This window comes from Citromicrobium bathyomarinum (genome assembly GCF_038594605.1).
GTDB lineage: Bacteria > Pseudomonadota > Alphaproteobacteria > Sphingomonadales > Sphingomonadaceae > Alteriqipengyuania > Alteriqipengyuania bathyomarina_B.
Genome location: NZ_JBCFZM010000001.1, coordinates 602,918 through 623,986, shown reverse-complemented (window position 1 = coordinate 623,986; position 21,069 = coordinate 602,918). Strand labels below are relative to the sequence as shown.

Annotated in this window: 23 protein-coding genes and 1 tRNA gene; 3 read left to right on the top strand and 21 right to left on the bottom strand. The window is 64.3% G+C overall.

Annotated elements, in window-relative coordinates:
• Positions 1–5: 5 nt before the first annotated feature.
• Positions 6–449 (bottom strand): hypothetical protein, encoded by a 444-nt coding sequence (locus AAG612_RS03055; RefSeq protein WP_342507107.1) that lies wholly within the window; start codon positions 447–449, stop codon positions 6–8.
• 234 nt (positions 450–683) lie between these two features.
• Between AAG612_RS03055 and AAG612_RS03050 the strand changes: the two genes are divergently transcribed.
• Positions 684–1,226, top strand: coding sequence for a hypothetical protein (locus AAG612_RS03050; protein WP_342507106.1), 543 nt, complete (start codon positions 684–686; stop codon positions 1,224–1,226).
• A gap of 106 nt (positions 1,227–1,332) precedes the next feature.
• Here AAG612_RS03050 and AAG612_RS03045 read toward each other — a convergent pair.
• The 6 genes from AAG612_RS03045 to AAG612_RS03020 all read right to left on the bottom strand — a co-directional run bounded on the left by AAG612_RS03045 (position 1,333) and on the right by AAG612_RS03020 (position 7,333).
• Positions 1,333–1,408: transfer RNA gene (locus AAG612_RS03045), tRNA-Lys, on the bottom strand.
• A 131-nt stretch (positions 1,409–1,539) separates the two neighbouring features.
• Positions 1,540–2,661: a rod shape-determining protein RodA gene (gene rodA / locus AAG612_RS03040; RefSeq protein WP_342507105.1), complete on the bottom strand. Its 1,122-nt coding sequence runs from the start codon at positions 2,659–2,661 to the stop codon at positions 1,540–1,542.
• A complete protein-coding gene (gene mrdA, locus AAG612_RS03035) occupies positions 2,658–4,721 on the bottom strand; it encodes a penicillin-binding protein 2 (protein WP_342507104.1) in 2,064 nt (687 codons plus the stop codon). Before mrdA ends, rodA begins: the two co-directional genes overlap by 4 nt.
• Positions 4,721–5,278: a rod shape-determining protein MreD gene (gene mreD, locus AAG612_RS03030; protein WP_342507103.1), complete on the bottom strand. Its 558-nt coding sequence runs from the start codon at positions 5,276–5,278 to the stop codon at positions 4,721–4,723. The genes mrdA and mreD overlap by 1 nt, the downstream gene beginning before the upstream one ends.
• On the bottom strand, positions 5,275–6,237 hold the full coding sequence (gene mreC / locus AAG612_RS03025) for a rod shape-determining protein MreC (protein ID WP_425341837.1): 963 nt from the start codon (positions 6,235–6,237) through the stop codon (positions 5,275–5,277). The genes mreD and mreC overlap by 4 nt, the downstream gene beginning before the upstream one ends.
• A gap of 52 nt (positions 6,238–6,289) precedes the next feature.
• On the bottom strand, positions 6,290–7,333 hold the full coding sequence (locus AAG612_RS03020) for a rod shape-determining protein (protein ID WP_342507101.1): 1,044 nt from the start codon (positions 7,331–7,333) through the stop codon (positions 6,290–6,292).
• 192 nt (positions 7,334–7,525) lie between these two features.
• Here AAG612_RS03020 and mutL point away from each other — a divergent pair, with 192 nt between their 5' ends.
• Positions 7,526–9,379, top strand: coding sequence for a DNA mismatch repair endonuclease MutL (gene mutL, locus AAG612_RS03015; RefSeq protein ID WP_342507100.1), 1,854 nt, complete (start codon positions 7,526–7,528; stop codon positions 9,377–9,379).
• Between the two features lie 251 nt (positions 9,380–9,630).
• Positions 9,631–10,131, top strand: coding sequence for a hypothetical protein (locus AAG612_RS03010; RefSeq protein WP_342507099.1), 501 nt, complete (start codon positions 9,631–9,633; stop codon positions 10,129–10,131).
• A 43-nt stretch (positions 10,132–10,174) separates the two neighbouring features.
• On the opposite strand, the gene AAG612_RS03005 is transcribed toward AAG612_RS03010, so the two are convergent.
• The 14 genes from AAG612_RS03005 to AAG612_RS02940 form a co-directional block, all read right to left on the bottom strand.
• On the bottom strand, positions 10,175–10,783 hold the full coding sequence (locus tag AAG612_RS03005; RefSeq protein ID WP_342507098.1) for a hypothetical protein: 609 nt from the start codon (positions 10,781–10,783) through the stop codon (positions 10,175–10,177).
• A gap of 5 nt (positions 10,784–10,788) precedes the next feature.
• Positions 10,789–11,250, bottom strand: coding sequence for a MaoC family dehydratase (locus AAG612_RS03000; protein ID WP_342507097.1), 462 nt, complete (start codon positions 11,248–11,250; stop codon positions 10,789–10,791).
• 98 nt (positions 11,251–11,348) lie between these two features.
• Entirely contained in the window at positions 11,349–12,593 is a 1,245-nt protein-coding gene (locus AAG612_RS02995; RefSeq protein WP_342507096.1) for an alkaline phosphatase family protein, read from the bottom strand.
• 44 nt (positions 12,594–12,637) lie between these two features.
• Positions 12,638–13,441 (bottom strand): DUF1206 domain-containing protein, encoded by an 804-nt coding sequence (locus AAG612_RS02990; protein ID WP_342507095.1) that lies wholly within the window; start codon positions 13,439–13,441, stop codon positions 12,638–12,640.
• Between the two features lie 71 nt (positions 13,442–13,512).
• Positions 13,513–14,613 carry a redox-regulated ATPase YchF gene (gene ychF, locus AAG612_RS02985; RefSeq protein WP_342507094.1) on the bottom strand — a complete coding sequence of 367 codons (1,101 nt, stop codon included), beginning with the start codon at positions 14,611–14,613 and terminating at the stop codon, positions 13,513–13,515.
• A 27-nt stretch (positions 14,614–14,640) separates the two neighbouring features.
• On the bottom strand, positions 14,641–15,030 hold the full coding sequence (locus tag AAG612_RS02980; RefSeq protein ID WP_342507093.1) for a DUF4087 domain-containing protein: 390 nt from the start codon (positions 15,028–15,030) through the stop codon (positions 14,641–14,643).
• Positions 15,017–16,018: an SDR family oxidoreductase gene (locus AAG612_RS02975; RefSeq protein ID WP_342507092.1), complete on the bottom strand. Its 1,002-nt coding sequence runs from the start codon at positions 16,016–16,018 to the stop codon at positions 15,017–15,019. The genes AAG612_RS02980 and AAG612_RS02975 overlap by 14 nt, the downstream gene beginning before the upstream one ends.
• Before the next feature lie 5 nt (positions 16,019–16,023).
• Positions 16,024–16,614, bottom strand: coding sequence for a CPBP family intramembrane glutamic endopeptidase (locus AAG612_RS02970; RefSeq protein WP_342508587.1), 591 nt, complete (start codon positions 16,612–16,614; stop codon positions 16,024–16,026).
• Positions 16,614–17,201, bottom strand: coding sequence for a hypothetical protein (locus AAG612_RS02965; protein ID WP_342507091.1), 588 nt, complete (start codon positions 17,199–17,201; stop codon positions 16,614–16,616). Before AAG612_RS02965 ends, AAG612_RS02970 begins: the two co-directional genes overlap by 1 nt.
• Positions 17,202–17,207: 6 nt before the next feature.
• Positions 17,208–17,777 carry an aminoacyl-tRNA hydrolase gene (pth, locus tag AAG612_RS02960; protein ID WP_342507090.1) on the bottom strand — a complete coding sequence of 190 codons (570 nt, stop codon included), beginning with the start codon at positions 17,775–17,777 and terminating at the stop codon, positions 17,208–17,210.
• A gap of 101 nt (positions 17,778–17,878) precedes the next feature.
• Entirely contained in the window at positions 17,879–18,559 is a 681-nt protein-coding gene (locus AAG612_RS02955) for a 50S ribosomal protein L25/general stress protein Ctc (protein WP_342507089.1), read from the bottom strand.
• A 114-nt stretch (positions 18,560–18,673) separates the two neighbouring features.
• Positions 18,674–19,585 (bottom strand): TraB/GumN family protein, encoded by a 912-nt coding sequence (locus AAG612_RS02950; protein WP_342507088.1) that lies wholly within the window; start codon positions 19,583–19,585, stop codon positions 18,674–18,676.
• Positions 19,586–19,620: 35 nt separating this feature from the next.
• Positions 19,621–20,544 (bottom strand): TraB/GumN family protein, encoded by a 924-nt coding sequence (locus AAG612_RS02945; RefSeq protein ID WP_342507087.1) that lies wholly within the window; start codon positions 20,542–20,544, stop codon positions 19,621–19,623.
• Positions 20,545–20,597: 53 nt separating this feature from the next.
• Positions 20,598–21,068 (bottom strand): hypothetical protein, encoded by a 471-nt coding sequence (locus AAG612_RS02940; RefSeq protein ID WP_342507086.1) that lies wholly within the window; start codon positions 21,066–21,068, stop codon positions 20,598–20,600.
• Position 21,069: the final 1 nt, after the last annotated feature.

The window sequence follows — 21,069 nt, the reverse complement described above, 5'->3', positions numbered from 1 at the left end:
CCCGATCAGACTGCGCTGAGAAAGCGTCGGATATCGACGAGCGCTTGGCTGCAATACTCGTGCGACCAATTGCTCGTATGAAAGCCGTTCTCGTCGAAATCGGCGAACAGAAAGTCGAACTTCCACAGAGCGGCCTTTTCATCCGGTGCGGGCCGCTTGATTAGCTCATCCCCGAGTTCCGCATACGCGTTGACGAGCTCATCGTGCCGAGTAGCGACGACATCGAAGCCATGCTCGCGGCTCCATTTCTCTGCTGCTGCCGATACGAGGTCGGAGGGCCATTTCGGAAATTGGGCCATGAAAGCCCTTCGCATCGGATCATAGTCCGTCGCCTCGTAGTCCTGGGCTTTGCGCTTCGCCGCAGCGTAACGCTTGAACAGTGCATGCCAGCTTTCGATCGAGCCGGTATGGGTCGAAGGGCTTTCTTCAACGACAGGTGCGGTGGCCATCACTTCTCTCCTTCTCAGTGGGCACCTTTTTTGGTACCGCTAATTCATGGCTGACGCAAGAATAAATGGTGCCAGAAAAAGAGGCAGGCCCGCAACGGGCGAAGGCGTGTCGATCAATGTGCGAATGCAGCCAGACATGCTCGAGCGTGTTGACGCTTGGCGCGCCGACCAGAAGGACAAGCCTACGCGGCCGGAGGCGGTGCGGAGATTGCTGGATCAGAGGTTGTCGGGGTGATGGCGAGGCCTTCTGAAGAGCCGAAGGCGGTCCGCGATTTTTTCAAATACAACTATGCGGCCAATCAGAGCGCGTTGGTCGATGCGCGAGAAAGCTATCGAGCAACGCTAGTCCGCAGGGACTCACTTCTCGATCGCATGCGTTTCGGCTCGTTGTCCCTGAATGGGGTGACATTGCTGGCTGGACTCAGTCAGGTGGCTGAGGATTTCACCCTAAACCCTTGGTCAGAAGGCGGCAGCACGGCGATCGCGTTCTTCGTCGTCGGCATCGTCCTAGCGATGCTCTCCATGCAGCGAGAACATCTCCATCTGATTGGGCTCGCAAGCGATCAGGGCCTTCGGCTGGACGCGCTTCAACGCATTGCGTCGACCCTCGAGGGAGAAATCTCGTCCGCGGCGATCGAGAGGCTGGGTGAGGAATTGAAAGCGTGGGCCGCGCGCCCCCCAAAGGATCACACGCTCGACGCCTGGGGCTTGCGCTTCATGCATCTGTCGGCGGCATGCTGGTTCGTCGGGTTGATCGTCGGGCTGGCGACCGCATGACTGGCCCGGATTCGAGCTGAGCCTTACTGAGCACTTACTAGCGGCAGAAAGCGCGTCCGCACTGAATCTCGCCTGAGCTTCAAAGCTTTGCTTATGAAGAGAAAAATGGTGGACGCACTAGGGTTCGAACCTAGGACCCGCTGATTAAGAGTCAGCTGCTCTACCAACTGAGCTATGCGTCCACACCGGCCTGCTTGCGAAAGAGGCCGCGCCCACGATCGACCGTGCGATTCGTCGGCGGGAGGCGGTCACATAGGGCCTGTGGCGGATCGTGCAAGCCCCTTTGTACCGCTCCGCGCGTTGCCGGGGGCGATCAGCTGGAAAGAAGTCCGCCGCCGCGCCGCTGCGTGTTCCAGCGATAGACCATCATCAATGCGCCGATGCACAGCATGTTGGTCATCATCGAAGATCCCCCGTGGCTCATGAAAGGCAGGGGAATGCCGACCACCGGAGCGAGGCCCATGACCATCAGCAGGTTGATCGCGATGTAGAAGAACATCGTCGCGACCATGCCCGCCGCCAGCAACCGATCGAAGCGGACTTCCGCGTTGCGCGCCACCGACAGACCCCAGCTGAGGATCAGTCCGAAGGTCACGATCACGAACAGCCCGCCGAGGAAGCCCCATTCCTCCGCCATGGTGGCGAAGACGAAGTCGGTGTGCGGTTCGGGCAGATATTGTAGGTGGCTTTGCGACCCTTCGTTGAAACCCTTGCCCGAAAAGCCGCCGGACCCGATCGCGATCTTGGATTGGGTGATGTGGTAGCCACTGCCGAGCGGATCGCTCTCCGGGTCGAGGAAGGTGGTCACACGGCGCTGCTGGTAGGGTTTGAGCGCGAAGTTGTAGGCGAGCGGTACGGCGACCGCCGCAGCGGCTCCGGCGGTCAGGAACCAGCTCATCGGCAGCCCGGCGAGGAACATCACCACCGCGCCCGAAAACAGGATAGCGAGCGCGGTGCCGAGGTCGGGCTGCATCAGCACCAGCGCTACCGGCATCGCGATGATGACGCCTGCAGGCACCAGCGCACGCCACGATCCGATCATGCCGGTCGGCAGCGTGTCGTAGAAACGGGCGAGGGCGAGGGCGACTGCGGGCTTCATCAGCTCCGATGGCTGGATGCGGATCGGGCCGACCTCGAGCCAGCGCTGGCTGCCGCCACCCATCGCGCCCGCGGCTTCCACCGCGACCAGCAGCAGGAGGATGACAACGTAGCCGGGATAGGCGGCGAGCTTCACGAAATCGCGCGGAAACTGGGCGATCACCAGCGCGACCACCATGAAGATGGCGAAGCGGAGGAGGTGTGAGGATGCGAAAGGCGTAAAGCTGCCGCCGGCCGCCGAATAGAGCACTGCCGAGCCAAAGCAGGTGAGCAGGATCAGCGGGGTCAGCATCGACCAAGGCTGGCGCGCGATCGGTGCCGGGATGATGCTGCTCATTGCGCGGCCCCTTGCGAACTACCACCGTCTGCGGCCGACGTTTCGGCATCGGTCCGCCGGGCGCGGCGCGGATTGTCGCGCGCAAAGGCCTCGATCCGCTGGGCCTCGATCCGTGCTTCGGCGTCGACACGCTCTTGTATCTCGCGATCCTGCGGCGCGCTGGGCGGGATCGTCTCGCCTGCTGCGCGGGCGTATTCGGCGTAGCGGCGCTGCAGGCGCTCTTGCGCGGTCCCGCCCCATTCCTTTTCCAGCGCGCGCAGGGCGTCCATGCCCTTTTGCGGATCGAACAGGAAGGTCATCACATCGCGCGCGATGGGGTAGGCCGCGCTCGAACCGCCGCCATGCTCGATCACGACCGCTCCGGCGTAGCGCGGATTGTCGAACGGAGCGAAAAATACGAACAGGCCGTGATCGCGGTATTTCCACGGACCGCTCTTGCCATCGGACTTGCTGAGCGAGACGACCTGGGCCGTCCCCGTCTTGCCCGCCATCAGCACGTCGTCGATCGGCAGGCGCGCGCGACCGGCGGTGCCGGGGCCATTGACCACGTCGCTCATCGCCTGGCGGATATAGGCGATCTGATCCGCCTTGAAGTCGAGCGAGGGCGCAGGCTTGCGCTTGTCGGTCTTGATCATCGCCGGCTCGAAATGACGACCCGTGGCGATCCGCGTCGCCATGACGGCAAGCTGGAGCGGACTGGTGAGATAGTAACCCTGACCGATCGACGCATTGACCGTGTCGTAAGGCTGCCATTCGCGCTCGTATTTCTTAAGCTTCCACGCCGGATCGGGCACGGTGCCGTAGAACTGGCTCGCGACCGGCAGGTCGAATTCCTGCCCCAGGCCGAACTGGCGGGCGTAGGCGGCGACCTTGTCGAACCCGACCTTCTGGGCGAAGTGATAGAAATAGCTGTCGCAGCTCTGGTAGATGCCCTTGGCCATGTCCACGCGGCCATGGTTGCTCCAGCAGTTGAAGAAGCGGTTGCCGATGCGGCGCCCACCTCCGCAGATGATCGACTCGTTCGGGTCGATCCCTTCGTGCATGAAAGCCATGGAATGCATCGGCTTGACCGTGGAGCCGGGTGGATAGAGGCCCTTGAGCACCTTGTTGCGCAGCGGAACCCGGTCGTTCTCGCTCAGCATCGCATATTCGACGCTGCCGATCCCGTCGGAGAAGGAGTTGGGATCGAAGCTGGGCATCGAAGCCATGCACAGCAGATCGCCGGTCAGGCAGTCCATCACGACGACCGAGCCGCTTTCGAGGCCCAGGCGGCGCGCGGCATAATCCTGCAGCGGGCCATCGATGGTCAGCTGGATGGGATCGCCCTGCACATCGGGCCGGGTGCTGAGATCACGCACGATCCGGCCCGAGGCGGTCACCTCGACCCGGCGTGCGCCGGGTTCGCCGCGCAAGGTCTGCTCGAACTGCTTCTCGAGCCCGTCCTTGCCGATCTTGTAGCCCGGCGTGATCAGCAGCGGATTGCGGTCGGCCTCGAACTCCTCGCGGCTCGCAGCGCCGACATAGCCGAGCAGGTGGCCGACCGAGGCTCCGGTCGGATAGTAGCGGGAAAAGCCGCGCTGCGGCACCACGCCGGGCAGCTCCGGCAGCCGGATGCTGACCGCCGCGAAGGCGTCGTAATCGAGCCCGCTGGCCACCTCGATCGGCGCATAGCCAGCCGAATCGGCGATTTTCTTGCGCAGGTCGCGGATCTTCGCATCGTCCAGTTTGAGCAGCGTGGCGAGCGTCTCAAGCTCGCGATCGCCGTCCTGCAGGCGCTCGGGAATGACGTCGACGCGGAAGTCCGCCTGGTTGGAGGCAAGCGGTGCGCCGTTGCGATCGAGGATCCAGCCGCGCCGGGGAGGGATCAGCGTCAGGTTGACGCGGTTGCTCTCGCTCTCGACCGCGTATTTGTCGTTCTCGGCAATCGCGAGGTATCCCATCCGCCCGGCCAGCAGCATGCCGACGGAAAGGCCGCCCACGCCGAGCACGAAGCAGCGGCGATCGAAACTGTTGGTCAGCGTGCTTTCGTTGAGCACTTGCTTGGTCAGGCCGAAAGGCATCAGGCGACGGTCCGGAAACGCATGAGGCGTAGTTTGTCGAGGCGGGAAACGATGAAAGCGATGAACGGGTAGGCGATAATCGAAAGCAGTAGCTGGGGCACGATGGCGGCGAAGAGCGGCAGGCTGAGCCGGCTACCCGACACCAGCGTCGCCACCAGGATGTAGATCACCGCGATGGTCGCAGCGATCAACCAGTCCTGAGCGAAGCCGCGCCAGGGAAAGCGCATCTCGATCAGTTCGATCGCGAGCATCGCTGCGGAGAACAGCAGTATAGCGGAGCCGAATGGCTGGCCACTGAACAGGTCGTCCCACATGCCGAAGATGATGCCCGACCAGATCGGCAGCACGCCGGGGCGCAGCAAGCGCCAGGCGAGCAGGAACAGGAAGCCGATGGGCGGCAAAAGCGGGCCGACCGTGGCGATCGGCACGCTCTGGAAGTACGAGGCCAGCATGATCGTCGCCCACGGGATGAAGACCATCAGAAACGGGGAGTGTTCCTTGTTGATCTGGCGGCTCGCCGGCCCGCGCCGGTTGTTGTGGGCGCGCCCTTCGATCATGGGGTCACCACGCCGCCCTGTTCGACGGCTTCCGCCGCGCCGTCCTCGCCGTCCCCGGCGACCGTCTCGTTGGAGCCGATCGCTTCCTCGATGGGAGTGTTCGCTCCGCGCCGCGCCTCGGGCTGCCAGACCGGTTCGACCGCCACGAAGTCGGTTGCGGCGGGATTGCTGATGATCCGGGCCACCGCGCCATCGTCGGTCAGACGGGTGACGATGGCGACCGCGATGCCGGGGCGATAGAGGCCGCCCGCGCCGCTGGTCACGAACACGTCGCCCCGCTTGAGCGGATTGATGCCGAGATTGATGAGGCGGATGTTGATCAGGCCATCGCCGCGCCCTTCGGCGAAGGCGACCGTATTGTCGCCCGCCCGGCGCACGGGCAGCACGCTTTCGCTATCCGTGATGAGCAGCACGCGCGAGGAATGGCGCGCCGATTCGAGCACCCGGCCCACGATCCCGCGTTCGGATCGAACGGGCATGCCGGGGAGCACCCCGTCGGAGCGTCCTGCGCCGAGATAGGCGAAGCGTCGCGTGCTCGAACTGCTTGAACCGACGAGACGGGCCGCCGCGACCGGCTCGACATCGGTTTCGCGCAGGCCCAGCAGGCCCTTGAGGCGGCGGTTTTCTTCTTCGGTCGCGCGGGCCTCCGCCAGGCGGATCCGCGCGATCTCGACCTCTCGCTTGAGGTCGGCGTTCTGCTGGCCCGCCTCGAGGTAGCCCTGGACCGATTCAAAGAAGCCGCGACCGCCGGTGCGCGTGGTGGCGGAAACCTGGGCGGCGGGCCGCGTCGCATCGCTGAACAGACCGCGCAGCCCGTCGAACGAGGCGGGTTGGATGAGAGAAATGACGAGCAGCACGATGCCCAGCAACATGGCAAGCACGACCAGCACGTAGCCGGTGAAGGCCCCGTACTGGGCCTTCTTGGAGTGCCCCGACAATCGCTGTTTAGACCCAGCCAGGGCCATAATTCCTCCGTCCGGCCGGTAGTTTCTAAACCTTGGCCCGGTTGGTTTAAGCCGTCATCAGCACGCCGCGGAACACCGGGTCTTCCATCGCCCGACCGGTGCCGATCGCAACGCAGGAAAGCGGATCTTCCGCGATACTGACGGGCAGGCCCGTCTCTTCGCGCAGATGCTCGTCCAGCCCGGTGATCAGCGCGCCGCCACCGGTGAGGACGATCCCCTGGTCGACAATGTCGGCAGCGAGTTCGGGCGCGGTGTTTTCCAACGCGATCCGGACGCCTTCGACGATTGCACCGATAGGCTCGCTCAGGGCTTCGGCGATATGGGACTGGTTGATGGTGATCTCTTTCGGAACACCATTTACGAGATCCCTACCTTTGAGCGTGATGGTTTCACCCACACCGTCTGCCGGGGCAACGGCGACGCCGAAGTCCTTCTTGATCCGTTCGGCGGTGGATTCGCCGATCAGCAGGTTGTGGTGTCGGCGCACGTAGGAAACGATCGCTTCGTCCATCTTGTCGCCGCCGGTGCGGACCGAAGTGGTGTAGGCAAGGCCGCGCAGCGAAAGCACCGCGACTTCGGTCGTGCCGCCGCCGATATCGACCACCATCGAACCCACGGGCTCGGTCACCGGCATGTCCGCGCCGATTGCGGCGGCCATCGGCTCAAGGATCAGGTACACCGCGCTCGCACCGGCATTGCTGGCGGCATCGCGGATCGCGCGGCGTTCGACCGAGGTCGAGCCCGAGGGGACGCAGATCGTGATTTCGGGATAGCGGAACAGGCTCCGCTTGCCATGCACCTTGCGGATGAAGTGCTTGATCATCTCTTCCGCGATTTCGATGTCGGCGATGACGCCATCACGCAGCGGGCGGATCGCTTCGATCGAGTCGGGCGTCTTGCCCATCATCATCTTCGCGTCGTCGCCCACGGCCTTGACGCGCTTGATCCCGTTGAGCGTCTCAATGGCAACCACCGAGGGTTCGTTCAGGATGATTCCCTGATCGGGCACGTAGACCAGCGTGTTCGCGGTGCCGAGGTCGATCGCCATGTTCTGAGTGCCGAACTTCAGAAGATTCGAGAAGAAACCCATAGGTAGTATGCTTCCGTGCCGATCTTGCGGTCGGCCTTTTCAGTGGTTGAAGGGACGGGCCGTTGGTGCGAGTCCACCAGAACACGGCCCCTAGCGTCCCCTAACGAAAAACGCGACGCCTTTAAGCAAAAAACGGGCGTAAGTTCGCGTGCCCCGTCGAATTTTTCCACCGCCTTGGCTACAGCCGGTGAAATGCCCACCATCAGACGCCTCCCGGAAGCGCTTATCAACCGCATTGCTGCGGGTGAAGTGATCGAACGCCCGGCCGCCGCGCTCAAGGAATTGCTGGAAAACGCAATCGACGCGGGCGCCACGCGGATCGAAGTGATGCTGGAAGACGGCGGTATCGGCGCGATCGAGGTGGTCGACGATGGCTGCGGGATGGACGAAGCCGCTCTGTCGCTCGCGCTGGAACGCCACGCGACCTCCAAGCTGCCAGAGGACTTGGTGGGAGAAGGGCACGCGCTCGAACATGTCGCGACGCTCGGCTTCCGGGGCGAGGCGCTGCCCAGCATTGCCAGCGTGGCGCGTTTCACACTCGAAAGCCGCCCGCGCGATGCCGATACCGGATGGCGGCGCGTGGTCGACCACGGGCGGGTGGTGGAAGACAAGCCCGCTGCCGTCCCGCCGGGCACGCGCGCCAGGATCGAGGATTTCTTCCGCGAGGTGCCCGCGCGGCGCAAGTTCCTGCGCACCCCGCGCAGCGAACATGCCGCGTGTCAGGATATCGTCCGCCGCCTCGCGATGGCGCGGCCCGAGATCGGCTTTACCTTCTCGAACAATGGCCGCCGCATCTTCCAGCTGCAGCGCGGCGAGGCCCTGCCCGAGCGAGTCGTGCGGCTCGTCGCGCGCGAGTTGAAGGACAATTCGGTCCCCATCGAACTCGCCCGCCAGATCGATGGCGGGGGCGAGATGACGCTCACCGGGATCGCGGGCCTGCCGACCTACAACCGGGGCGTCGCCGACCACCAGTACCTCTTCGTCAACGGGCGCCCGGTGAAAGACCGCCTGCTGGTGGGCGCGGTGCGCGGGGCCTATGCCGAAATGCTCGCGCGCGATCGCCACGCCGTGCTCGCGCTCTTCCTCGACCTGCCGCCCGAGGATGTCGATGTGAACGTCCATCCGGCGAAGAGCGAGGTCCGCTTCCGCGATCCACAGGGGGTTCGCGGAATGATCGTGGGCGGCCTGCGCGCCGCGCTGGCGACCGGGGACAAGCGCAGCGCGCAGGCGCCCGATGCAAGCGCGATGGCCAAGTGGCAGGCGGAGCCGGTGGCCGAGCCTGTGCCTGCGGTGGGTTCGATCTTCGACCCGTTTACGGGGCAGGGGGCGGATCAGAGAGCGCCCGCCGCGCTCCACGAGCCGCGTATGGACTGGGGCGCGAAGCCATCCGACACGCTGCCCTCGGGCCGTGCCGCCGAAGCCGAACCGGTTGCCGAGGAGGCGCGCGAATATCCGCTCGGCATCGCACGCGGGCAGGTCGCCAACACCTATATCGTTGCCGAGGCGGCGGACGGGCTGGTGCTGGTCGACCAGCACGCCGCGCACGAGCGGCTCACGCTCGAACGCCTGCGCACCGCAGGGGCGAGCGAGGCCGCCGCGCGCAGCCAGGCGTTGCTGATGCCTGAGGTGGTCGAGCTGTCCGAGGCCGAGTGCGACCGGCTCGAAGCGATCGCGCCCGATCTGGACACGCTGGGCCTCGCCATCGAACGCTTCGGCCCCGCCGCAATGCTCGTGCGCAGCCTGCCGCATTCCCTGCCCAAGGCGGACCCGCACGCGCTGCTGCGCGACATTGCGGACGATCTCGCCACCAATGGCGTCGATGGGGAGGGTGGCTCCCTGCTCCTGACCGAGAAGATCGAATATGTGCTGGCGACCATGGCGTGCCACGGATCGGTCAGAGCCGGGCGCACGCTGCGGGTAGAAGAGATGAACGCCCTGCTTCGCGAAATGGAACGCACCCCGCGGTCGGGCCAATGCAACCACGGCCGCCCGACATGGGTGAAGCTGAGCATGGAAGAGGTCGAGAAGCTGTTCGGGCGACACTAGAGACGCTGGCACGATAGGTCGAGCGTCGGCTTTCGAAGCTATCTCGCTGAAAGCGGACAGTCGATTAGCGACGCCATTGCGGATATTCGTTTATCATTGTCATGTGGCAGAAAGCGGTCTTCGGCGGCAAAGCTGTCTTTTCTGTCGTGGAAAACCTTTTGTAAGACTAGGGTTTCTGCCGTCGACTTATGGCCTTACGATAGGCCGGGATGAGCCTGCAAAAAGCAGAAAAAGCTCTTCGGGAGATAGTGATGCGATCGACTTGGGGGATGGGGCTGGCCGCTGGCTTGATGCTGGCGGGCTGCGGGGCGCAGTCTCCGGAGGACATTGCCGCGCAGGAAGAAGCGGACGCGCAGGCGGTGCAGGATGTCCTCGCTGCCAACACGCCCCCGCCGATGAAGGTCGCGTTGATGCCGATGGACTACGCCGATTTCGAGCGGGAAGGCCTGCTCGGCGCAAGCTGCGCCTTTGTGATCGACGACGAAGTGTTTGCGCTGGCCATGCCGGACATCGGCGCGCTCAAGTATAACGGCAATGTCGAACGCTTCGCGCCCGATGCGGGCAGCGCCGAAGGACCCTTCGATACGCGCGCCAAGTATGACGGGCGCGAACTCTCATTCCGGCTCGCCGTCTCGGGTACGCAGGAGCGGACCGGGGACGAGCTATGGAGCCAGCCCGCGCAGCTGAGCGTGCACGACGGGTACGACCGCATCGTCTACGAAGCGGCGGGCTCCGCCGAGTGCGGGGCATGACCGGTCGAGAACGAAATCGTCGACCCGGTTCAGGACATGCGGATCATCCGTCCGCTTCCCGATCGCTCGCGTACTGACAGGGCCGAAGGTGCCCGCCGACCAGATAGGAAGTGCGAAAGCCGCTCGGTGTGATCCGATTTCCTTGGTTTAGGGCGTCGGCCACTTCGGCTTGCCCGTTTTCGGTTTCGAGAATGCCGCGCATCCGCGGGTCCTGCACGATACCCACCAGGCGCGCCTTGCTGTCGAGTATGAAAAGCGCATCGGGATGATCCTGCGTCGCCGCGAGATAGAACCATTTTCGCCCATGCCGCTGCGGCGCATGGTACGATCCGACCACCTGCGTGGTCACGCCTCTACCGTGAAATTTCTGGCCTTCGACCGGAATGATGCAATCCATCGGCCAAGCGACGCGAAACCAGCGCCCGTAGAGGCAGTTCGTTTCCGCTGTGTCGCAAACGCGCATGGAGGGGTTGGGCCTGATGGCCCGATCGTTCACTTCGAGGTTGCTATCGAGGTCGAAGAAGAAGTCGGGCAGGAAAGCGAAGCGCGATCCCGCTTGTCCGCCGTCCGAAGCATGAGCGATCGCCGAAACCGAAGCTGCCGCGACGAGCAGCGCGGCACCGAAGCTCAGTTTTCGGGCGAACGGGTTCATCGGATTTACCCCTGGGTCTTTTCCGGATCGCGCACCTGGATCATGCCGTTGGAAACCATCGTCATGACCGGCTCGTCGTGCTGGTTGAACACGGTCTGGCGGTTCTTGGTCAGGCCCATCGAGGGCTTGGACTTGCTCTGCCGCTTCTCGATCAACTCCGCTTCGACCCGCAGCGTGTCGCCGGGATAGACGGGCTTGAGCCAGCGCAACTCGTCGATCCCGGGCGAGCCGAGCGAGGCGGCTTTCTCTTTCGAGAACTGGTCGACCATCATCCGCATGGTCATCGCGCAGGTGTGCCATCCGCTGGCCGATAGCCGCCCGAAATGGGTTTTCGCGGCGACATCGTCATCGAGATGGAAGGGCTGGGGATCGTACTTGCCCGCAAACTCCATCACCTCTTCGCGGGTGACCTCGTACTGGCCGAAAGACGCCTTTGTGCCGACTTCCAGATCCTCGAAATACTGCATGGATAATGCCCTCAGGTGGTCAGAGCGCGTGGCGTAGCAGCATCCGGATTCCCATGGCAATCATCGCCAGGGTTCCCGGTCAGCGAGGCCAGGCCGGGCTATTCGCCTGCAAGCAGCATCATCGCATCGTCGTCGCCATCATTGGGGCGCGGGTCAATTCCCACCAGCGCTGCGAGCAGCGCATAGACGTCTACGTTGTCGAGCCGGTCGAACGCTTCGTGCGGTGCGATATCCGGGCCTGCAGCGATGAAGAGCGCCTGCATCTGCGGGTCCATATTGTCCCACCCATGCGTACCGCCTGCGATGGGATAGCGCGGGAGCCCGCTGATGATGCTCCAGCCCGGCTCGGCGAGGCAGAAAATCTCTCCGACCCGCGGATTGCTGCCATAGACGAAGCGGGCAGGAATATCCTCGCGCTGCCAGCATTCCATCCGCTCGTGCGAGCCCAGCAGCGCCTCGTGTACGATCCGGTCCGTGCCGGCCGCCGGTTCGATGGACGCGAACGGCCCGGCGTCGATCAGGCGGTAGAGGCCCGGGTCGACCATCTCGTCGAGCTGGATCACGCGCGCCTCGTCGATCTCGCGCATTCCATGGTCCGACACGATCACAATATTGGCCTGGCGGTCCATCTGCGCGAGGCCATCGACCAGATAGCCGATCCGCTCATCCACTTCGGCGATCACGGCATTCATCTCTGCACTGTTCGGACCGAAGCGGTGGCCTGCGGTATCGACCGTGTCGAAATAGAGCGAGACAAAGGACGGGCGCACGCCCCGGGGGCGGCGCATCCAGTCGAGCACCGTCTCGACCCGCTGCCGATTGGAGACGTTCTGGTCGAAGCGCTGCCAGTCCGACGGGCGCTGGCCGTGAATGGCAACCTCGCTGCCCGGCCAGAACATCGTCGCGGTGCGAATGCCTGCGCGCTCTGCGGTGACCCACAGGGGTTCGGCTTCGTCCCACCAGAACGGGTCGAGCGCTTGCGCCGCGTTGCCGAGGCTGAAGGTCACCTCGGGGCGACGCGGGTCGAGCATGTTGTTCGACACGATGCCATGGTGGTCGGGCCGCAGCCCCGTGACCAGCGTATAGTGGTTGGGGAACGTCTTGGTGGGGAAGGATGGCGTCATCGGCGCGGTGGCGCCACGCTCGGCCAGCGCGGAGAGGTTGGGGGTGATGCCCCGGTCGAGATATCTCGGCGCAAACCCGTCGATGGAGATCAGGATGGTGGCGGCAGGCTCTGCCGCCCCGAGCGTCTCGGGTGGGGTTGCCGGAGCCTGAGCCTGAGCCTGAGCGTGGAGCGGAAGCGCGCCCAACAGCGCAGCGACAAGGGTGAGAATGAACCGCATGCCGGTGCCGTTAGGCGCGCTTGATGACAAGATTACGTCGTGCGCTAGCTCGCGCGGAATTTCGGCACCTTGCCACCCGAACTCAGCTCCGGGATGATCCGATAACGGGCGAGGATGAAGCTGAAGAGACCGAACAGCAGCAGTCCGATCGCGACCAGCGTGAACCAGATGCCGTCATCGGCAAGGCTGGCGACCGCATCGCCGATCGTCTTCACCTGATCGCTGCCGCCCGACATGAAGCCTGCGCTCACCAGCGACCAGCCGATGATGACGAAGACGACCGCGCGCGCGACGTAGCCTGCGCCGCCGATCATGCGGGTGAAGTCGGGTGCCTGCGGGCTGACGCGGTTCATGAAGCTGCCGGTCACGCCCTTCTTGCCCTGGTTAAATGCGGCGATGAAGAAGGTGAGGCCCAGAATACCGAGCAGGATGCCGCCGAATTCGACGCCGAGCACACCCGATGCCGCTTCCTGCGCACCGCCGCCGGACCCGCCGCCGCTATCGGTCGCAAACTTGAACGCCGACCAGGCCAGCGCAAGGTGGCCGATGGCGCTGCCCGCGTGGCCGATCCGTTTGCCCCAGCCCTTCGCGTCGGAGCCCTCGTTCTCGATATCGAACAGCGGCGAGCAGAAGCGGAACAGCGCATAGCCGAACAGGCCGACGACCATGATCCACAGAATCGCGGTGCCAGCGGGGAAATCCTCGATCGCCTTGAAGATGCCCGCCGTGCCTTCCGCGATGCGTCCGGCGCTGGTCAGCGCGATCAGGCCGACGACCGTATAAAGAATGGCGCGGCTGAAATAGCCCACGCGGACCAGCCAGTTAAACTTTTCGGATTTGTCGACCATTACGCGTGAGCCCCTGTTGCGATGTGTGTTTCACACCCAACGGGGCAGGCCGCGTATGGTGCCGAAAAGTCTCAGACGTTAAATTTGAACATCAGAATGTCGCCGTCCTGCACAAGGTATTCCTTGCCTTCCTGACGCAGCTTGCCCGCTTCCTTCGCCCCGGCTTCGCCGCCCAGCTCGACGTAATCGTGATAGGCGATGGTTTCGGCGCGGATGAAGCCGCGTTCGAAATCGGTGTGGATTTCGCCGGCCGCCTGAGGAGCCTTGGCACCTTTGGGGAAGGTCCACGCGCGCGCTTCCTTCGGGCCGACGGTGAAGAAGGTCTGCAGGCCCAGCAGCTCGTATCCGGCGCGGATGATCTTTGCGAGGCCGCTTTCGGTGAGGCCGAGTTCGCTGAGATATTCGCTGCGATCCGCCTCTTCCATCTCGACAAGTTCGGATTCGATCGCGGCGGAGACGACTACCGACTGTGCGCCTTCGGCCTCAGCCTTCTGCGCCACGAGAGCGGACAGCGCGTTGCCTTGTGCCGCGTCTGCCTCGGCCACGTTGCACACGTAGAGCACCGGCTTGGCGGTGAGCAGCTGCGCCTGTTCGAACAGCCGCGCTTCCTCGTCGTCGCCCGGCTCGACCAGGCGCGCGGGCTTGCCGTCCTTGAGGAAGTCGAGCGCCTGCCCGAGGATGGAGGCCAGCGCCTTGGCTTCCTTGTCGCCGCTCGTCGCGCGGCGCTTCGCATTCTCGACGCGCTTCTCGACGCTTTCGAGGTCGGCGAGCATCAACTCGGTCTCGACCACTTCGGCATCGGCGATGGGATCGACCTTGTTGTTCACGTGCTGGATGTCGTCATCCTCGAAACAGCGCAGGACGTGGACGATGGCATCGACCTCGCGGATATTGGCAAGGAACTGGTTGCCGAGGCCTTCGCCCTTGCTCGCGCCTTTCACGAGGCCCGCAATATCGACGAAAGCGAGCTGGGTGGGGATGATCTTGGCGCTCTTCCCGATGGCCGCGATCGTATCGAGCCGGTCGTCCGGCACCGCGACCTGGCCCACATTGGGCTCGATCGTGCAGAAGGGATAATTCGCGGCCTGCGCGGCCTGCGTCTGCGTGAGAGCATTGAAAAGCGTCGACTTGCCGACATTGGGCAGGCCGACGATACCGCATTTGAAACCCATGGGAATCCTCTGGTCGGGTAGGGCGCGTCAGCTGTCCATCGAGGGAAGCTTCGGATCGTCCTTGCAAGCTTTGAGCGGCTTGGACCGAACCGAGATGACGCGCGCGATGGTCATCGTGTCGGGATCGCTCGTAACCGCCATGCACACGCATTCATAGCCGTAATTGCCGTTAACCGACACCTGTTCACGCAGACCCTCCCATGGAGCTTCGTCGAAGCCGGGCGCCTGGTAGCCGCCCTGTTCGCCGATGGTCCATTCACCCTCCGCGTCGATCAGCCACCAGTTGGCGGGCGTGGGATTGATGAGCCACCCGCACCGCGTTTCCGATTTGCCGAGGTGCGGGGCGGGGGAGCCGGCGAGGAGCGCAAGGGCCCCAAACGCCAGCGCAGCGCGGCGCAAGATGTCAACTGTCGACATTGTGCACCGCCTTGATCAGCGGGCCATAGCCCGATTCTCCGAGCCAGCCGACCTGCGTCGCGGCGGTCACCTCGTTGATCTTCATCTGCGGTTTGGAGCCGGGGTGGACTTCGGTGCGTAAGGGGCGGGTGCCGGCGGGCATGGCGATGATCTGCGCGATCGCGCGGGGCACATCCATCGGGTCCGCGCTGCGGCCGGAGCCGTCTTCCTCGCCCATCGAAGCGACCACGCGGGGGTAGCCGCTGGTGTGAATTTCTTCGGCCCGCTCTTTCAGCGCCGAGGTATAGATGTTGCGGTTGACCCAAACCTGCGTCGGATATCCGCCGGGCTCGATGATCGAAACCTCGATATTGTGCGGCACCAGCTCATACGCCATCGCTTCGCTCATCGCCTCGAGCGCGAACTTGGTCGGCGAGTAATGGCCGGAGTAGGGAACGATTACGCGGCCCAGCTGGCTCGACATCGGCACGATCAACCCGCCGCCCTTCGCGCGCATGCCGGGCAGGACGGCGCGTGCCATGCGGTGCGCACCCAGCACGTTGGTGCCGAAGATCAGCTCGGTCGCCTGCATGTCCTGCACCTCGATTGGCCCGGAAATGCCGATGCCGGCGTTGTTCACCAGCACATCGATCGGTCCGCCATTGATCCGCTCGGCCTCCGCGACGCCCGCGGCAACCTGCTCGTCGGACAGAACGTCGATCTCGAGCACGGTGATGTCGAGGTTCTTCTCGGCGGCCAGCGCGCGCAGCTCTCCCGCTTCGGGGCGGGGAAGGCCGCGCATCGTCGCGAACACCTTGGCCCCCAGACGCGCATAATGTTCGGCACCAAGCCGCCCGAAGCCCGACGAGCAGCCCGTGATAAGCACGCTCTTGCCGAACAGGTTGGGTGTGGTGGACATCGCATCGTACTGCGCGCGGCCCGCGGTGGCGGCCAGCACGCTGGTCGCGGCGGCACCGGCCATCAGGCTTCGGCGAGAAAGGTGGGGCATGGTCATCACTCCTTTGCTTGAGGCGCGAACACGCCCAGACGGTGCATCTCCTTCTGCACATACCACAAGGCGAACACATCGTAGAGCGCGTGGCCGATCATCACCGCCAGCAGGCTGCCGGTCTGCCAATAGACCACGCCGAACAGCACCCCGATCACGAAGATGATCGCCGCCACTAACGGCTTGGCGAAGTGGACCGCCGCGAACAGCGCCGCGGCGAGGACGATCGCCAGTGGCGCGCCGATATAATCGCCGGCCAGCGTCTGCACACCGCCACGAAACAGCGCCTCCTCACCGATCCCCGCCCCCAGCGAGACCCAGATGATCGCCGGGAAGGGCAGCGGTTTTTCGAGGAACGAGAAGTTGTCCGCCTGCGCCCGCACAAGGTATTCGGACAGCTTCGGCAGGCCGTAGAAGGTGAGCGCGGCGAGCAGGATCAGCGCGCCCGCCAGCGCTAAACCGATGGCGAATTCATCGCCTCCGAAGGTAACGAAGGTACCGGCGCTGCGCCCGGACCAGACCCACAGCCCCAGGCCCAGCACGACGAAGACCGCGGTCTGGGCGGTCAGCAGCGCGAGGATCGCGTGCGGGCGCATCACGCAAAGATCGTGTAGGACACGAGCAGCGCGATCCAGATGAGGTTGAGCGCCCCGATCGCGATCAACGCGGTGCGCCGGCGACGCGATCTGATCGCCACCAGGATAGGGACGAGGAAAAAGGAGAGGACGAAAAGCGTGACGATGGTGCGGACGACCTGCTGCAGCAGCGTAGCCTCGATCTCCAGAAACAGCTCACCGAAAGCGAAAACCGCGAAGATCACGAAGGTCCCGCCCAGCGAATAACGGCGGTTTTCCATGAACCAGTCGTCGAGATCGCCGCCGTCTTCGATCTGGTGAGGAAAGACGAAGGACGCCGCCACGTAATAGAGGATCGACAATAGCAGCACGCTCACCAGGATCGGCGAACTCACGGCGATCTCGCCGCGCCACTCCCAATAGATTTCGAGCAGGGCAGCGGTGTTGAGGATCAGGAAGATCGCGAGCATCGGGGTCAGCCAGCCGAGCCGCACGTCCTTGCGTCGGCGCAGGCTCAGCGAGAGGCCCTGGGCGATTTCCACGATGGCGAGACCCATCGGGATGGCGAAGATCAGCGTGACGAAATCGAACCCCGACATGTCTTCCATACGCGGTCAGTCCTGCATCCTGAGCGCGACATCGTTCATGAAGCGCGCGTCGTCGCCATCGGCGAGCCACTGCGCCTCGCTGGCCATCGCGCCGAGCATCGTGGCGAGATCGTCCATCTCCGCTTTCGCGTAATTGCCCAGCACATGGCCGGTCACGCGGTCCTTGTGGCCCGGATGGCCGATCCCGATCCGCACGCGGCGGAAATCGGGGCCGAGATGCTGGTTGATGCTGCGCAGGCCGTTGTGCCCGGCCAGCCCGCCGCCCATGCGCACCTTCACCTTGAAAGGCGCGAGGTCGAGCTCGTCGTGGAACACGGTCAGCGCCTCGGGCTCCAGCTTGTAGAAACGCAGCGCCTCTGCGACCGAGCGCCCGCTTTCGTTCATGAAGGTCGCGGGCTTGAGCAGCAGGATTTTCTGGCGGCCGATCCGGCCTTCCTGGACCCACCCCTGAAACTTCTTCTGCACGGGGCCGAAATCGTGCGCTTCGGCGAGCACGTCGCACGCCATGAAGCCGATATTGTGCCGGTGGAGCGCATAGCGCGGTCCGGGATTGCCGAGGCCAGTCCAGATTTGCATGCAGCGCCGTTAGCAAATCCTCCCCGGCTCGGGGAGGGCCATAAAAAACGCCGGACCTCTGGCAAGAGGCCCGGCGTTCGTAATGCAATGCGCGAGGCGGCTTATTCGCCGTCGACCACCTGGTCGTCTTCGCCCATGACGGTCTCGGCGTTCTGCTCGATGACCTCGGTTTCGGTGACTTCGTCTTCACCCTCGGCGCCTTCGGACTTCTTCAGAGCCGACGGAGCAACCAGGGTGGCGATGGTGAAGTCGCGATCGGTAATCGCCGAAGTGCTGCCTTCGGGCAGGTCGACTTCGCTGATGTGGATCGAGTCGCCGACTTCCTTGCCCTTGACGCTGATCGTGATCTCGTTGGGGATCTTGTCCGCTTCGCAGACCAGTTCCAGCTCGTGACGGACCACGTTGAGCACGCCGCCCTTCTTGAGGCCGGGGGATTCCTCTTCGTCCACGAACACCACGGGGACGTTCACGTCCACCTTGGCACCCTTGGCGAGGCGCAGGAAGTCCACATGCTCGGGCCGGTCGGTCACGGGGTGCAGCGCAACGTCCTTGGGCAGGGTGCGCACCTTCTTGCCGCCGATTTCGATCTCGATGATCGAGTTCATGAAGTGGCCGGTGTCGAGCTGGCGAACCAGTTCGCGCTCCTCGACGTGGATCGGGGTGGGTTCTTCCTTGCCGCCATAGATCACGGCGGGGACACGGCCTTCGCGACGCAGTGCCCGGGAGGCTCCCTTGCCAGCCCGGTCGCGCGTCTCGGCCGGCAGGGTCAGAGCGTCGCTCATCGTATACTACCTTTCGAAATGCTGATGTATGCTCGGTCCCGCCACGCCTCCAGGGATGCACATGGCGCCGAGGCGCGCGCTGTTACGGGCAAAGCCGCAGGAAAGCAAGCCGTTTCACCGCAGGCGGGTGACGCGGTATCCCTTCGCTTCGAGCAGCGCGACCAGCCCGTCCTCGCCCACCATATGCGCCGCGCCCACCGCGATCAGCGGGCGCGCGTCGTCGGCGAGCAGCCGTTCGATCTGCGGCATCCAGCTCGCATTGCGGCGCGCCAGCAGAGCCTCGCGGATTTCCGAATTGCCGAGCATGCCCTCGCGGCTAAGCTTTTCCAGCCCGGCATCGTCGCCCGCAAGATAGAGGCGGACGGGGCGTTCGAGGGTTTCGGGATCGGCCTGCGATTCCTCGACGATGGCCGCCAGCATTGCACGCTGCGCGCGTTCGGACAGGCTATCGAAGGCTTGGAACTGGGCCCGCGCGCCTTCCAGCTCCACGATCCGGCGCGAAGCGAAATCGCGCAGCAGCGCGCGGTCGATGCCATTGACGGTCTTGGCGTCCCTGCCGACAGCCTGAGCGAGGATCAGCGCCGCGCCCCAGCTTTCGATCCGCGAGAAATCATCGAGCCGATAGCTGGTCTCGTCAACCAGTTCGGCAAGGCGTTCGCGCTGATCGGCGGGCACACGCGCGGTCAGCGGGGGCTGGCCGGCGGAGTATGCGAGCGAGAGAAACGCGCTCGACATGCCTCCGCCATTGCTCAGGTCCGCGATCTCGACCGCCAGCACGTCCGCCTCGGCGATCGCGCGGTCGGTCGATGGCGCCCGCCACTGGGTATCGTCGGGCAGGGCGTGGATCGTGCCGAGCAGCCAGCCTTTCGGCTCGCCTGCATCGGGGCTCGTCTCTGGCTGGTCGGCCCGGGCGATCTCCCACAGCAGGGGATTGACCTGCTCGCGAGATGTGTCCTCGGGCCCGTCGGGCTGTCCACACGCCGCCACGAGGCAGGCGAGCAAGCCGAGGATGGCGGTGCGTAGCATATCCGATAGTCCTCGTGGTCGGCGGTGCGGCAGTATTACTGGACTCGCTCGATATCGATGCCGCGTTCGGCAAGCTTATCCTGCAATTTCTGCTTGCCCGCAAGGTGGCCCGCGCCCACCGCCATGAAGATCGTGCCCGGCGTATCGAGACGATCGTCGATCCACACCGCCCAGTTGGCGTTGCGCGCATAGAGCAGGCGATCGGCCAGCACCGGGTCCGCTTCAAGCGCTTCGTTCATCAGGTCGCCCAGCGCCTCTACATCGCCTTCGGACCACTCGGCCACAAGGCTTTCGAGAAAGGGCGCAACCTCGTCGAGCTGCTCGGCGGTTTCGATCAGATAATCGACCTGCGCATCGACCGGCAGTTCGTCGAAGATCGCGAATTGCATTTCGACCGTTTCCAGTGCGTCGCGACCCTTGGTGTCGCCCACCGTGCGTTCGAGCACGGTTTCGGTGCCGTTGCTCGGGTCGAACCCGGCGCGGGCGAAGGCGGCGTTGCCCAACTGGATAGCCGCGAACCACGGCTCGACCTGGTCGAACGCATTGAGCGGAATGCCCAGATCGGTGAGCGTCGCTTCGAAGGTCGCACGCTCCTGATCGTCCATCAGGCTGCGCACCGTGGTGCCTTCGGGCAGCATGGCCGTCTCCTGCAGGATCGCGGGCACCCGGGCCAGCGCCTCGGGCGACATGTCGATCTCGGTCACCAGCGCTTCGCTGGAATCGAGCGCCATCTTCACCGGTCCCGAATACCAGTCGATCTCGGGAGGCAGCGCGTGGACCGTGCCAAGGATGTAGATCGTGGTGTCTTCATCGGCGACGCGCCACAGCGCGGGACCCGTGCCTTGAGCGGCGGATGCACCCGGCTCCATCGTGTCCTGCGTCGGCGCGCAGGCGGTGGAGGCCAGTGCGAGGCCAATTGCGGTCAAGCTGCTTACGATCCGTTTGGTCATCGTTTTCATGTCGGTTCCTTCTTCGAAGAGTGGTTTGAGGTGAGGGGCTTGAGGGGCGGTTTTTAACGCCAGCCCAGTTTACGCAGGCCATAGGCGGCGAACACGATCAGGACGATGATGGCCATCATCGCGGGCGCGTTGGGGTATGCCACGAGGTCCAGCTCGGCGGTAAAATACCAGACGGCAAACACGATCATCCCGCCGTATACGCCAGTCAGGTGAGCCCACAGGTTGTCCATCAGATCGAGTTCGTCGACGCGTTTGAAATAGTCCCGCGTGAACCACGCGAAGACGGTGACTGCCAACACCATGATCGCGACCGGCAGCCAGAGCGGGATCGAGCCGTTCTCATAGACATCGACGAGCGCACCGCTGAATGCGCCAACAAGGATGCTGGCGACGAAGGCGACGGCGAGATAACGCCAGAACGAACGCCGGCGGCGTCTGAGGCGGGCTTCGCCTGAAATCTCGCGGTTCGTACCGGTCGTATCTTCAGGGAAGGGGTCTGGTCCGGGTTCTGTCTGGTCGGTCATG